The sequence below is a fragment of the Flavobacterium longum genome (genome assembly GCF_965137575.1).
Classification (GTDB): domain Bacteria; phylum Bacteroidota; class Bacteroidia; order Flavobacteriales; family Flavobacteriaceae; genus Flavobacterium; species Flavobacterium longum.
The window spans coordinates 280575-295598 of record NZ_CBCRZJ010000002.1 but is presented as its reverse complement, the minus strand read 5'-3'; the positions used below and the strand labels follow the sequence as shown (position 1 = coordinate 295598).

General features: G+C 48.7%; 9 protein-coding genes and 1 tRNA gene. 5 read left to right on the top strand and 5 right to left on the bottom strand.

Going from position 1 to position 15024, the window contains the following annotated elements; genetic code table 11:
- Together ACM9J1_RS04300 and ACM9J1_RS04295 are read left to right on the top strand one after the other, a co-directional pair.
- Window positions 1-1446: a complex I subunit 4 family protein gene (locus ACM9J1_RS04300; RefSeq protein ID WP_415580707.1), complete on the top strand. Its 1446-nt coding sequence runs from the start codon at window positions 1-3 to the stop codon at window positions 1444-1446.
- On the top strand, window positions 1447-2817 hold the full coding sequence (locus tag ACM9J1_RS04295; protein ID WP_415580705.1) for an NADH-quinone oxidoreductase subunit N: 1371 nt from the start codon (window positions 1447-1449) through the stop codon (window positions 2815-2817).
- 45 nt (window positions 2818-2862) lie between these two features.
- Here ACM9J1_RS04295 and ACM9J1_RS04290 read toward each other — a convergent pair whose 3' ends face one another.
- From ACM9J1_RS04290 to ACM9J1_RS04275, 4 genes are all read right to left on the bottom strand, one after another.
- Window positions 2863-5979 (bottom strand): tail fiber domain-containing protein, encoded by a 3117-nt coding sequence (locus tag ACM9J1_RS04290; RefSeq protein ID WP_415580704.1) that lies wholly within the window; start codon window positions 5977-5979, stop codon window positions 2863-2865.
- A 227-nt stretch (window positions 5980-6206) separates the two neighbouring features.
- Window positions 6207-7967, bottom strand: coding sequence for a tetratricopeptide repeat-containing sensor histidine kinase (locus tag ACM9J1_RS04285; RefSeq protein ID WP_415580703.1), 1761 nt, complete (start codon window positions 7965-7967; stop codon window positions 6207-6209).
- Window positions 7964-8587: a response regulator gene (locus tag ACM9J1_RS04280; protein WP_415580702.1), complete on the bottom strand. Its 624-nt coding sequence runs from the start codon at window positions 8585-8587 to the stop codon at window positions 7964-7966. The genes ACM9J1_RS04285 and ACM9J1_RS04280 overlap by 4 nt, the downstream gene beginning before the upstream one ends.
- Before the next feature lie 529 nt (window positions 8588-9116).
- Window positions 9117-9196: transfer RNA gene (locus ACM9J1_RS04275), tRNA-Leu, on the bottom strand.
- Window positions 9197-9415: 219 nt separating this feature from the next.
- Here ACM9J1_RS04275 and ACM9J1_RS04270 point away from each other — a divergent pair.
- The 3 genes from ACM9J1_RS04270 (at window position 9416) to pth (ending at window position 12162) form a co-directional block, all read left to right on the top strand.
- Window positions 9416-10357, top strand: coding sequence for a ribose-phosphate pyrophosphokinase (locus ACM9J1_RS04270; protein ID WP_415580701.1), 942 nt, complete (start codon window positions 9416-9418; stop codon window positions 10355-10357).
- Between the two features lie 252 nt (window positions 10358-10609).
- Window positions 10610-11224 carry a 50S ribosomal protein L25/general stress protein Ctc gene (locus ACM9J1_RS04265; protein WP_415580700.1) on the top strand — a complete coding sequence of 205 codons (615 nt, stop codon included), beginning with the start codon at window positions 10610-10612 and terminating at the stop codon, window positions 11222-11224.
- A 272-nt stretch (window positions 11225-11496) separates the two neighbouring features.
- Window positions 11497-12162 (top strand): aminoacyl-tRNA hydrolase, encoded by a 666-nt coding sequence (pth, locus tag ACM9J1_RS04260; protein ID WP_415580699.1) that lies wholly within the window; start codon window positions 11497-11499, stop codon window positions 12160-12162.
- Between the two features lie 64 nt (window positions 12163-12226).
- On the opposite strand, the gene ACM9J1_RS04255 is transcribed toward pth, so the two are convergent.
- Complete coding sequence (locus ACM9J1_RS04255) at window positions 12227-14926, bottom strand: zinc-dependent metalloprotease (RefSeq protein WP_415580698.1); 2700 nt, start codon at window positions 14924-14926, stop codon at window positions 12227-12229.
- Between the last annotated feature and the right edge of the window lie 98 nt (window positions 14927-15024).

The following is a 15024-nucleotide window of genomic DNA, read 5'->3' as shown; positions in this document are numbered from 1 at the left end:
ATGGACGTAACTACAATACTGATTATTCTGCTCCTCGGCGCGCTGGCTACTTACTTGAGCGGCGACAAACTCGCGTCGAAAGTTGCGTTGTTGTTCAGCGTGGGCGCATTTGCCGCTACGATTGCGCTGTTGGCAAGCGCAAACAATGGTGCCGATGTGAGTTTCTCAAGTGTCTGGATTTCCAACCCGCAAATCAACCTGGCCTTTTTGGGCGACGGCCTGTCATTGGTGATGGTTTTACTGACCACGTCATTGATGCCTTTGATTGTCTATTCAGGTTTTGGCACCGACTTTAAGAATGCACGCGCCATTTACGGACTGATGCTTTTCATGGCCTTTGCGATGTGTGGCACATTCCTGGCCGGCGACGGACTTTTATATTATATTTTCTGGGAACTGGCGCTCGTCCCGATTTACTTCATCGCACTGCTTTGGGGTAACGGCGATGCCGAAGAACGCAAGAAAGCCGTCGTAAAATTCTTCATCTACACTTTTGCCGGATCGCTTTTCATGCTGGCAGCATTTGCCTATCTCTATCAAAAAACCGGCAGTTTCCTTTGGGAAGATCTGGCCGAAGTCAACCTCACGGAGCGCGAACAATACTGGACGTTCCTGGCATTCTTCGCGGCTTACGCCATCAAGATTCCGCTGATCCCGTTCCATACGTGGCAAGCTGCCGTTTATCAGAAAGCGCCAACCGTGGGTACCATGTTGCTCTCGGGCATCATGCTCAAGATGGGCTTGTACAGTGTCATCCGTTGGCAATTGCCCATCGCGCCGTTGGCCGCCAAAGCCTGGTTGCCGATATTGCTTGGCGTAAGCATCGCCGGTGTGATTTACGGATCAATCGTTGCGCTTCGCCAGAAAGATTTGAAACGCCTGCTTGCCTATTCATCATTGGCGCACGTGGGCTTGATTGCCGCAGGTTGTTATACTTTGACGCTCGATGGTTTGAAAGGCGCGGTCTTGCAGATGATTGCACACGGTTTCGTGATCGTTGGCTTGTTCTTCGCCGCAGAAATCATCTACCGCCGTTACCAAACACGTACGATTGCAGATATGGGCGGCATCAGGATCCAGGCGAGTAAATTTGCGTCGATGTTCATGATTCTGGTGTTGGCATCGGTCGCCTTGCCGTCAACGTTCAACTTCGTGGGCGAATTCATGGTGTTGTACAGCTTGTCGCAGATTGACATGGTGTTTGCCGTGTTGGGCGGTTTGACGATTATTCTCGGCGCAGTATACATGCTCCGGATGTTCCAGCGCGTCATGCTCGGCGAAGCGAATGCAAAACCTTTCGCCGAGGTAACGTTCAACGAAGGTCTGCTTATGGTGTTGGTGATTGCCGTATTGCTTGGCTTCGGCTTTTTCCCGAAACCATTTACAGATATGGTCACCCCAAGCCTTGAAAATATTTTAACGCACATTAACCGATACAATTCCTAGATGAATACACTCATTGCCATTATAGGATTGGGCATCATTTGCCTGCTGATGGAAATCCTCAACGCGCGTAAAGCCATTGTCGCCGTTACGGTGATTGGTCTTTTGGCGGTGCTCGGGCTTACCGTTGCCGAGTTCGGGATCGCTGATTCGCGCTTCAACAACATGGTCGTCAACAGCAAATTCGCTACGTCATTTTCGGGACTGTTCATCATCCTGACGTTGTTCTTGGTATTGCTCGGCGGCGATTTCTACAAAGCACATCCAAAAAAATTGTCAGACTATATTGCCATGAAAATCTTCTTGTTGGCCGGTGCCGTCGCGATGGTGTCGTTCGGGAATCTGGCCATGTTTTTCTTGGGTATCGAAGTCCTGTCGATTGCACTTTACGTGTTGACCGGCAGCAACCGTTTGAGCCTGAAAAGCAACGAAGCCGGCATGAAATATTTCCTGATGGGTTCGTTCGCTTCAGGGTTTATCCTGTTCGGGATTTGCTTGATTTACGGTGCGACGGGTTCGTTCGATGTGGCCGAAATCTATGAATTGTCCAAATCAGGACTGATTCCGCAGTGGTTCAATATCGGTCTGGGCATGATGGTGATTGGGATGCTGTTCAAAGTAGCCGCGGCACCATTCCACTTTTGGGCGCCAGACGTTTACGAAGGCTCGCCATCGTTGACTACCGCACTCATGAGCACGCTGGCAAAGGTTGTGGCCATTGCGTCGCTGTACAAACTCGTGAGCGGCCTGAACGCCGAAACCGATTTGCGTTTTGAATGGGTCATCGGAATCATTTCGGTATTGTCTATGACCGTGGGCAACCTCTTGGCCTTGCGTCAACAAAACGTCAAAAGGATGTTGGCGTTCTCGGGTATTTCACACGCAGGCTTCATGCTGCTGTTTTTACTGAACCTGACCGTTTCTCCAGGCACACTGCTCTACTATGCCGCAGCCTATGCGTTGTCGGGCATCGCATCGTTTGCCGTCATCATTTATGTGTGTAAGGACAAAGACAATGAGAACATCGTCAACTTCAATGGACTTGGCAAAACCAACCCAGTAATGGCCGCGGTGTTGACTTTTGCGTTGTTATCGATGGCTGGTATCCCGATTTTCGCAGGCTTCTTCGCGAAGTTCATGCTGTTCACGCAAACGGTTGAAGGCGGCTATCTCGCTTTGGTGATTGCTGGTGTGGTGAACTCGATTGTGAGCGTCGGCTATTATTTCAAATTGATCCTGGCTATGTACACCAAAGATGCCGAAGCCGAGAAACAATCGGTTCCCGTGGCCTACTACATCGTGGCCGTGGTTGCCATTATACTCAATGTTGGCATGGGTTTGTTTCCGTCGGCCATCGTTGATTTACTGTCATAAAAACCGGATGTAAAAATACAGAGGCGGCTTTCGGGCTGCCTTTTTTTATTGGCCGACTTTTTCCAGAATCGATTGCAGTAATCGTTTTTGCTCTTGAAGTTCCATTTCCAACTGGTTGATTTTCTCCTGTTGCGTTGCTGCTGCTGTCTCCAGCGCGGCATTTTTATCGTTCAGTTCACGTATCGCATTGACCGACGCAATCAAAATGGCGTGCATATTAAAGTTTAGGTAACCATCTGCGTCCGTGCCCACCGCTTCCGGGAAAATCTGCCGCACTTCCTGCGCGAGGAAACCAGGGAATTCTTCATCGAGCACTTTCTGCTCAAACTTCCGGTCGCCGACATTTTTGTAATGGTACCGCACCGGCCGGAGTTGTGCGATGTCGGCAAGACCTTTCTCATAAACGCCGGAAACGTCTTTCAACCGGGCGTCGGATACAATCGTCCACGTGTTCGTGCCCGGTTTGCGGCCTTCATTCAACGACAGCTCGAATTGGCCGCCCGGTGCTGCCGTCCCGATGCCTACATCGCCGGTTGCCGTAATCCTGAGTCTTTCATTGAGTATGCCCCCCGAGTTGGTCTTGAACGACAGGTAACCGTCGCTGCTTCCGCTGGTGGCATTGGCCTTTCGACCTTCGACGGTGCCGAAAACCCGGTACACCGTTCCGGCATCGTCTCGGTAGCCGCCAAGGGAAATCGAGCCGCCCACGTCAATGCCTTGCACGTTGTTGCTCATCACATTCAAGATGCCCGGCGTGGCGCTGGCTGTCACCACATTTGTGCCTTCAATGTCAAGTTCAGTTCGCGGCGATGTTGTCCCGATACCTACATTAACGGAACTTGTAGCGCCGTTTACACCTGCAATGCTCCCCAAAACCATCACGTTTGACGTTGTTGCCATCGCGCGCGCGCCAATAGCCGTGCTGTTGCTGTTGTTGCCCACATCAGTCAAATAACCCACACCGGTGCTTTGGCTACTGAATAAACTCGTGTTCAATGCACTATGCCCGATGGCCACGTTATTCGCTGCAGCAGTGCTGTTGCCAAGCGCGCTCTTGCCCAACGCCGTATTATTTGAACCTATACTATTTGACGACAAGGCTAAATGACCCACGGAAACATTGTCTGTTCCAACGGTGTTGGCCTGGAGCGCCCGACTGCCGAAAGCCGTATTGTTACCTACAGAATTCACGCGAAGCGCATTGAAACCGAATGCGGTATTGTCATTCAACATAGCCCCGGACAAAGCATCGACACCGAATGATGTACTATTGTTGCCCAAGCGGCCAGACAAAACGTTGTTGCGCTTGAAAATAACGTCCTGATTGTCTATCGTTCCGATGAAATTCGTAGCCGATGATGTGCCTGCATTGCCGTTGATTCCCCAAGCATTGGCTGATACATTTTGCCAAGTGGCCGTTCCGTTGGCATCACTGGTCAATACCCTACCGGAAGCTTGATTCCCGTCTACCATACGGATGTTGCCCACCACGTGGAGACGATCGGCGGGTGTCGTGGTGCCGATGCCTACATTTACGGTTACGGATGCACCATTGAAGCCACTAATACTGCCTAGCACCAGTGCATTGGAAGCCGCAACCTGGGCATTTGCGCCAAACGCTGTGGCATTGGTAAGGCCTGCAGCCGAAACGTCTGAGTTGTACCCGATGGCAGTGTTGAAGGAACCCGTAGTGTTGGTATTCAAGGCTTGCATACCGATGGCAATATTGTTGTCTCCGCTAGTATTGCTTGAAAGCGAATAACTTCCTATACCGGTGTTCTGGTCGCCACTGATGTTATTTTCAAGCACAGATCGGCCCACTGCGACATTGTAAAAACCATCAACATTGTCCCGCAGCGCGTTCGCCCCAAAACCAGAGTTGTTGTGTCCGTCGACATTTGACTCCAAAACGCCGCTCCCAAAGGCAGCATTCAGGAAACCGGCAGTGTTGAGCGTCAATGTATTGGCGCCAAATGCGGAATTCGAAAAGCCTCCATTTGAAATGAATGAAGATGCACCAAACGAAGTATTGGAGATTGCGAGCCTTCCGGAGACGACATTATTACGCCTAAAGACCAAGTCTTGATTGTCTGATGTCCCGACGAAATTTGTTCCCGGAACCGTTCCTGAATTGCCCAATAAACCCCAGGCGTTCGCCGACGCATTCTGCCAAGTGGCCGTACCGTTCGCATCACTGGTCAAGACTTTACCTGCCGCCTGATTTCCATCTACCATCCGGATGTTGCCGGCCACGTGCAACCTGTCTTGCGGGGTCGTTGTCCCGATGCCAACGTTGACTGAACTGGTTGCGCCGTTAACCCCGGCGATACTACCCAATACCATGCTGTTACTTGCTCCAACCGAAGCATCTGCACCAATCGCAGTCGCGTTGGCAAAGCCGCCTGCCGTGGCGTTGCTCCCAACCATGGTCATCCGGCTCGCATTCGACGATCCTGCACCAGCAAAATAGCCGATCGCGACATTATTGTCTCCTGTGAACAACCGTCCGGCAGACACCCCGAGCGAAACATTTTTTGATCCAGCCCCGGCCAACCCGCCTGCCAACTTCCCGACAAATACATTTTCAGCGCCCGAAATATTACTGGCACCGCTGAAACATCCAATAAAAGTATTGTCTATTCCCGTGGTGCTGTTTTGTCCTGCGGAGGCGCCAAAAAGCGAGTTGAACCCACCGGCATTGGTGAGGTTCTGCCCGGCATCCATTCCGAAATGGATACCGGTGCCGCTGATACTTCCGGCCTTACTGGCACCCATTTTAAACATGAGCGGTTGACCGTCGGTGGTTCCGATGAAATTCGTGGCTGGCGATGTTCCGGCATTTCCCGTCAAACCCCAGGCATTGGAAGTATTTTTTCCCACGCCAACCCAACTCACGGACGCATTGTCCCAATAATAAAATCCGGGCTGGTTACTCCCGACGACAGTCGTCAGAAAAACCATCATGCCGTTTTGGTTGGCGGTGGGGTTCACGGCCGGAAACGCATTGACGCGCGGTATGAGAATACCGTCCGTGTTGGCTGGTGTAGCGATATTCGAAGCCGAAATGTCCAGTTGGGCTTTAGGATCTGTATTTGCGATTCCGACCTGCGCGAAGCTTTGCAAACCGAACAGAACGATTAGGGAAAGGGCCAGCTTTTTCATACCATCAAATTTGAGATACTCAAAAATGTGTTTTTCCACAAGGCTGTACAATACGTATTTAGGGGTAAGATACTTTTAGGACAAACACGTCCAACCCCATGAAAAACAAGTAATTATGCCTAATTCACCGATGAAGGCAGAAGAAACGACGGTATAGCGCCATTGTGGTTAAAAAATTAACTACGCACAACCGCGTACACCATTTTCTTACAGATTCTGAAAGGGGATTACCGGGTCGGGAAAGGCACCGAAAAAATGACGGTCAAACCGTACGCTTCTTGATATTTTACTGTGCCCCGTAAAGACGATATGCGTTTCTGGACATTGCGCAGCCCATTTCCGAATTGGTTGGTTTGCGACGCGCCCGACCCGTTGTCTGAAACAACAATCTGCAGGCCTTTGCGATTAGGCGAGCCAATCGTGACTGAAATCTCGGTCGCACCGGAATGTTTCACAGCGTTGTTGATGGTTTCCTTGATGCAAAAAAATAGGTTTTTCCGGAAGTATCCGTCGAGTGGTCTTGCTTCGACACCCTGAATAGCCTGCGAAAACCGAAACGCTACGCCAGAACCGTCGAGCAATTTGGAACCGTATCGGTGCACATATTCACAAAAATGCGACACGTGGTTATTTTCAGTATGAAGCGACCAGATGAACGTGTTGAGCCGTTCGGAAATCTCGGTGCCGGTTTGGGCAATTTTGTCGAGCAGCAATTTCTGTTTGTCATTGGTATCGAAGTTTTTGATGAGCAGATTCGTGTTGATCAAAATGCTGCTGAGTTCGCTACCGATATCGTCGTGCAAATCCTGGCTGATTTCACTCTTCTGGTCGAGCAACAACCGCTGGAGTTTGTTCTTCCGCCTGAAGAAAATGGCAACGAACAACAACACTAAGAAACCGAACAGCGCCGCCAACAACTGCAGAATCCGGATATCACGCTCTTGATCGAGCTCATTGATACGCGCATTGAGCAATTTATTTTCATTGGTCATGTAACGTTCCATGATGTTCTGTAGGTAGCGGTTCGCACGGCCATTGGTTTGCTCGTTTACGGCGATGATCTTTTCCTGGAGTTGGCTCACCTGATCCTTGTCGCCCATTTTCTTAAGAACCGCCAATGCCTCTGCGTAAAAATACCGCTTGTAGGTATTGTTGATTTCGTGGTTGCCGATAAAATCCAAACCTTTCTGGTAGTACTGACGCACTTTTTCGGAATCGCCTAAATGCACTTTCATCAGGTAGGCGCAGTTGATTGTCGCGACGTCCTCCATCCCGTACTTTATCGCAGAATTCAGGCTTCGGGTCAGGTAGTGCGCCGCGCTGTCTGCTTGTTGCTTTTCAGCGTAGATCAACCCGAAAGTCTGTTCGCCGTTTACGATTCCGCGGTAATTCTTACCTGTTTTGGCCAGCGCATACACTTTCCTGTTGTAGAAAAATGCCGAATCGAGTTGCTTGAGTTGCAGCTTGATTTGCGCGAGATTGTTGTAGATGTAGGCTTTTCCGATGATTGTTCGGACGTGTTTGCCGACATCTCTAGGATAATATTTCTCGGATAGGTGCAAGTCGCGTTCGGCTGGCGCCAGGAGTTTCATCTCGATTTGATTGATGCCCTTAAAAAAATGCGCGTCGGCTAGAAACGCGCTATCCTTTAAAATCTTGGCACACTCGATTCCTTTTTCGGCCTCGTGCTGCCCGAATTGGTACAATTCCGTGTAATAGAAAATCTCAGACTGCAGGCTGTTGATAAAATAGGAAATACTGTCGCGTGATTTACCCCGGTGGATTTTCTTGGCGTAATTCAGCCATTCCTGGGCTTGGTCCATGTGGTCGGTTTCGACGAATAACTCAGCGATTTTCACCGACTCAGACAGCGCGCACACTTCTGTATCACAGGCCTTGAAAGCTTTGATTTTCTCCTGGACGGTTTGGTCCTGACCGAAAACAAAAACCGGCATCAACATCACTATCGCTAAACTGGATCGCATCATCGCTTGAGGTAAATGTTGACGGCTTCAACGCGCGTGTTGACGTGCAGTTTCTCGTAAATATTCTGGATGTGTTTGCGCACCGTTCCGGGACTGATGTCCAAAGCATCGGCGACTTCTTTGTTGAGCTTACCCTGGGCCAGCAAATCAAGGGTTTGTCGTTCGCGCGGCGTGAGCGACTGTATTTCTGCATGTTGGGTTTCGAACCTCGAAAAACTGGCTACCACTTTGCGGGCGATGTTGCTGCTCATCGGGCTTCCGCCTTCGAAGAGATCGGCCAAGCCGTCGATGATTTTTGTTGGGCCGTCGGTTTTGAGGATGTAACCGCTTGCACCAGCTTCAAGACTTTTGAAGATTTTTTCATCATCTTCATAGGACGTGCATATCACGAACAAGATTTCAGGATGTTCGCGCTTGAGTATCGACACGCACTCGATGCCGTTATAACCCGGCAGGTTGATGTCCATGAGCACCGCGTCTGGCTTGGTTTCCGGAATGAACTTGAGCGCGAACTCGGCGTTTTCGTAACTGCCACAAACTTCGAAATTCTCGGCAAACTGGATCATGAGCGCCAATGCTTCGCGCAAATCACGGTTGTCTTCTACGATGGCGATTTTCTTCATCCTGTTTTTCGTGGCAAGTTAAAGATAGTAAACCGCGGGTGAAATACGAAATAGCGCGTAGGAATAGGCAGAAATGTGAAGATTATCGGAAATCCCTGCTTTTCAACAGATTGTTTTGGAAGACTCGCGGCATCGGCGTTATTTCACATCATCAAAATGCTTAAACGCTGTTGGGGCAAAAAGCAGCACGATATAAAACACCAATTCACAATCAATTCTGAAAAGTCCGGCAGTCAAACCGGACTTTTTCTTTTGTAGTGGTTTGTTAAAAAACCATTTAGAATTTAGAATAATAAAAAAACCTCTCAAAAAGAGAGGTTTTTTGTACCCGGGGCCGCAAACTAGGTGGTTTGCGAGCCCAAAAAAAAAGCCCCAGATTTCTCTGAAGCTTTGTACCCGGGGCCGCAAACTAAAAGATTTGCGAGCCCAAAAAAAAAGCCTCAGATTTCTGTGAAGCTTTGTACCCCGGGCCGCAAACTAGGTGGTTTGCGAGCCCAAAAAAAAAGCCCCAGATTTCTCTGAAGCTTTGTACCCGGGGCCGGGCTCGAACCGGCACGGTTTCCCACAGGTGTTTGAGACCAGCGCGTCTACCAATTCCGCCACCCGGGCATTCAAAACAGGACATTGTCATGTTTCGAGAGTGCAAATGTATAAAATATTCTTTTTTGTCAAAGAAAAATACTTAAAAATATCCTTTAGGGATTGGATTTTATTCCTAAATTTGCACCTCGCTAACGCGAAACACAACCAACTAACTACATCCGAGACGCTTACACACGAGACTTTACGGCCAACTGTGCAACCGCCCCGGAATAAAAACAACACACAATGTCGCACCTTGAACCGGAAGCAAAGATTTTTGCTTGTTCTGAAAGTGTATACCTGGCCGAAGAAATTGCCAAGCATTATGGCACCGAGCTGGGTAAAGTAACGTTCTCAAAATATAGTGACGGAGAGTTCCAGCCTTCTTACGAAGAATCGATCAGGGGTTTGCGGGTCTTCATTGTTTGTTCGACGTTTCCGAGCGCCGACAATTTAATGGAACTGCTGCTCATGGTGGATGCTGCGAAAAGGGCTTCGGCCAGGCACATTACTGCGGTTATCCCGTATTTTGGCTGGGCCAGGCAAGACCGTAAAGACAAGCCGCGCGTCCCGATTGGCGCCAAGCTGGTCGCGAAATTGCTCGAAGCAGCCGGCGTAACGCGCATCATGACGATGGACTTGCACGCTGATCAGATTCAGGGATTTTTTGAAAAACCGGTGGATCACTTGTTTGCTTCGACCATCTTTTTGCCTTATGTAAAAAGCCTGAACCTCGAAAATTTAACCATCGCGTCGCCGGACATGGGCGGATCGAAAAGAGCGTATGCCTATTCGAAATTCCTGGAATCTGACGTGGTGATTTGTTACAAGCAACGCAAGGCCGCCAACGTGATTGATACGATGGAGTTGATCGGCGAAGTGAAAGGTCGTAACGTCATCCTGGTGGACGACATGTGCGACACCGGAGGCACGCTGGCCAAAGCCGCCGATTTGATGATCGAACGCGGCGCGCTGAGTGTCAGGGCGATTTGTACGCACGCGATTTTGTCGGGTGACGCGTATGAGAAGATTGAAAAGTCAAAATTGACCGAATTGATTGTGACGGATTCGATTCCGTTGAAGAAACAATCATCGAAGATACGTTCTGTAAGTTGTGCGCCTTTGTTTGCCGAAGTGATGCACATGGTTCATCATAACAACTCGATCAGCGGGAAGTTCTTGATGTAAGACAGTGGCTAGTTGCTAGTTGTTAGTGGCTAGAAGAAAGTCTGACCGATTGTTCTTTCGGAAGATTGATTTTGCGTGCGTAGCACAGTGGATGATTTGCGTTAGGGATTGAAGCAAGCTACCATGTAGCGCGGAAAGCCCGGCCCGCAGGGAAACGCCAAAATAAAAATGGAAAGTTGAAAGTGTTTTTCTAACAACTAGCAACTAACCACTAGAAACTGAATTTTATTTATTAATTATATTTTACAAACAATGAAATCGATTACGATTAAAGGATCTGAAAGAGAAAGCGTGGGCAAAGTTTCGACTAAAGCCTTGCGTAATGCTGGAATGGTTCCTTGCGTGTTATACGGAGGAAATCAGACGGTACATTTCTCGGCGGAAGAAATTGCATTCAAAAACCTGGTTTACACTCCAAACGCGCACACTGTTGTGATTGATTTGGGCGACAAGAAATTCAATGCGGTGTTGCAAGACATCCAGTTTCACCCGGTAAACGACCGCATGTTGCACGTTGACTTTTTCCAATTGTTCGACGACAAGGAAATCACCATGGAAGTTCCTGTACGCATCGTGGGTACTTCTCCGGGCGTATTGAACGGCGGCGTACTTCGTTTGAACCAACGCAAATTGAAAGTGAAAGCGTTGCCTAAAAACCTTCCTGACTACGTTGATGCCAATATCAGCGAGCTGGAAATGGGCAACAAGTTGTACGTAACCAAACTGGTAAGCGACAACTACAAACTGTTGCACCCAGACAACACGGTTGTGGCACAAGTGAGGATTTCACGTGCGGCGATGAAAGCGGCCCAGGAAGCTGCAAAAGCTGCAAAAGGTGCTGCGCCTGCAAAAGGAAAGAAAAAGTAATTTTTTCCAGCATAATAATAAACACCGGTCTTTTGATCGGTGTTTTTTTATGGGCGTTGCGCAAGCGCCGGGCCATTCTCTCCAATCTTTTCCCGTTCGAGTGCGGCTGGAAGCCGTGTATCGAGAACCGGGAAAAGGATTTCCGTTGCTGTCCCTAACGCGTACTATCCAAGTGCTGCGCACGCGATCAATTACCATTAAAAGTTTGAGGTTAGCATCGACTAACTTCCAACTTTAACTTTAAACCACTTCTAAACTATTAAATTTGCCACATGAATTGGCTCACGAACATTTTCAAACCGAAGCAACAATCGTCTGAACCAAATCCGATAAAACCTCTCGTACAAGAACAAAAACAACATCAAACCGTGAGTAAAAAGTTTCTCATCGCGGGCCTAGGAAACATCGGCGCCGAATACGTCAATACCAGACACAACATTGGTTTCAAGATTCTGGATTTCCTCGCTTCAAAAGAATCGTTATCTTTTGAAACCGCCAAGCTCGGGGCAATCGCCGAATACAAATTCAAAGGCCGTACGTTTTTTCTTTTGAAGCCAAATACCTATATGAACCTAAGCGGCAAAGCCGTCAAGTACTGGATGGATAAGGAAAATATTCCTCTGGAAAATGTCTTGGTTATTACCGATGATTTGAACTTGCCGTTCGGTTCCATCCGCATCCGGCCTAAAGGAAGTGACGGCGGCCACAACGGATTGAAATCAATCCAGCAAACCTTGGGAACGGCCGATTATCCGAGGTTTCGTTTTGGCATTTCCGACGAATTCAAAAAAGGCCAACAAGTGAACTATGTCTTGGGCGAATGGGGCGAAGACGAAAAAACAAAACTCCCAGAACGTCTCGAACTCGCCGCAGAAATCATCAAGTCTTTCGGAACGGCCGGCATCGGAAATACGATGACTGCATTCAACGGTAAATAACCTCATTTGATTCCATAAAAAAAGCGGCCCAAGAGCCGCTTTTCTGTTGTCTATAAATCTAAGGTTATTCAACCACGATCTTCTTCACCATTTTCTTGTTTCCGTCTTGAACGGTTACCAGATATATTCCGGTTTCTGCACTGTTTAACGCAATGTTCTGCATGAACATACCGGTGTTGGTGTATTTGCTTTCAAATACTTTCCTTCCGCGGATGTCGTGAACCATTACGGCAACGTCTCCAGCTGTTGGCGAAGTGTACTGAATAGAGAAGTTTCCGTTGTTCGGGTTAGGGTAAATCGCGAAATCACTTTCGTCTACGCCTGGTGTTCCAAGCACGCATCCAAAATCAACACCCCACGAAACAATGCTTCCAGTATCTTGGTTAAAGAAATCCTGAATGTTCAGCTGCCATGTACCATTCGTTACTTTGCCGTTGAACGCTGCCAGTGTTTGTGATGGCGCGTAAGTCAAGCCATTGTTGGCATTAGGACAGTTCGTGGCATTCAGGGCCAAGCCGCCGTCTTGGAAAACTACATTCACGCCTGACTGTTGCGGGTTGTTGCAACTGCGGTTCCACAGTGTACGGGTTGTTCCATCAGGGTGAATCACCTTCACAACCATATCACCAGCCCAAGTGTGATCAGACTGGAACATAACTTTCATATTACTGATGGTACCAGCTTGAACAACGTTGATAGTTGTTATCGCCGCTGAGCCTGGGCTGTTTGCCCCCAAACCGTCAGGGATAGAAAGTCCTGGGTTATCGCTCGCCACATTACAACTGTAACCGATAGAAAACGGCTTTGAATTCACTGCAAAATAGATGTTCCCCGTTGGTTGAATCCAAATGCGGCAGTTTTGGGCAGTTACACTAGGAACTGTAATGGCTTCGCTACCATCGTTTGGAGTGTTTGACGCCAGAGTATATGGCCAAGTTACGCCACCGTCGGCAGACATTTTAATATCTACGTTAGCCGAACCAACCAATGAAGTTGTACCTGCAACATCCCAAGTAATGGTTTCGGTGCCGCCTTGCTGCCAGCTCACACCTGCGGCATCTTGTGAAGTCACAACGAAAGGCCCAAATGTGCTACTTACAGTGATCAGGGTAGCATCTTTTTTTGTTTGTCCCCCGTTCGGATGACTGTCGCGTGCCGTGAAGTTGAAATTCAAATTCCTTCCTACTGTCGAAACGCTTTCCCAAGTGCCTTCCAGATTGCCTGCCAATACCGCGCTCAATTGTGGCATGATACGCACAGGACTGGCTGTAGGCAAGAATGACCTCCAGTTAGGACCAACTGTTTTCGTTCCGTATGCAAAACTGTTGTCGCCGGTTACGGCCGCTGTAGCATTGTCGTTCTGTTCCCAAACATAGCTGAGCGTATCGCCATCGGCATCTGAACCTGTACCGGTAAGGATAAAAGCTGTTCCCTTTGGAATCGTCCAGTTTGGACCGGCATCCACAACTGGAGGCGTGTTTGTTAACGGCGTATTGGTCGAGCAATTGTGTGCTGCCTGAGCCAAATTGGTTTGCATTTGCAAGATGCTCCTGTACGCATACATTGCAATAGAATGCGACTGAACATCATAGCCTCCGGTCACACCGGCATATCCCATAATGGTGACACCAGAACCTGGTTCAATGTTAACTCCGGCGCCTTCCACCTGATGTGAGAACGTGTGGTTCGCACCCATTTGGTGGCCCATTTCGTGTATTACGTAGTCGATATCAAAACTATCGCCTTGTGGAATGCCATCGGCTGGCGAGGTGTAGCCGCTGCCTTTGTTTTTATCAGTGGTAGAGGCTGTATCGTCCACACAAATACAACCAATGCAACCGGCATTTCCGCCGCCGCCAGAAGCACCAAACAAGTGACCAATATCATAAGCGGCATTACCCAACACGCTCGTCAGGTTGTTTTGCAATTCAGTATTCCATGCGCCACCAGACCCAGCGCCTGCAGCAGAATAAGGATCGGTAGCTGCGTTGACATAAACAACAGCCGAATTTCCTGGAATGATTTCCAGCTTCACTGCCATATCGATGTCCAAAACACCATTTACACGGGTCATGGTTGCGTTCATGGCCGCCAATGCACCCGCAACCGTCCCGCCATGATATGCCCCGTACTCACCTGTACATGACAAGGCCAACCTATAAGTCCTGAAAACTTGGTTGTCTGCCCTTGAGGTTTGCGCCTCGGCTTGGGCAACCAAATCATGGTTGATGGCGACGTCTTCGGTGCCACAATTGAATGGCAACCGGTTCTTCACACGGGTTTTCGCATCAAACGCAACATAAACCGAATTGTCTGAAGTATATGGCTCGATGAATTCAGTGCCGTTATCTGGCCTGATGACCATCGTTGAAAGGCCTTTTTCAGGGGAAATACTAAACCTGATGTAAGCCGCAGGATCTGTAATGCCGCGTCCTACGTATGATTTAATGTCCGGGAATTGCGCCCTGAGTTCAGGGGCAAAGTTAGAGGTTTCCCAAACCTTGAACTTTTCTTCACCACTTACAGTAGGGAGTGTAATTTCAGTGCCTCGTCCGGTGCCCACTTCAGCGACAGCCGTCAAGGATTGTTTAAAGCCCTGCAAGTCGAGTTCCATCAATTTCTGGTTGGCAGAATAAACGCCTTCCCGAATCCGGTTTGCATTGCTAAGCTTTTCTGTTGATGCTTCGCGCCATGGCAAACGCTTCTGGGCCCCGGCAAAACCGAAGACCAGCATCAACGCCACGCATAGTAATAGTTTTTTCATTTTTTTTAGTTGATTTGAAATAGAAAAAACAAAAATAGCATATTTTTTTAATTGTCAATGGAATGACTCGCAATTTAATAGGTAAACAACAGGGCTAC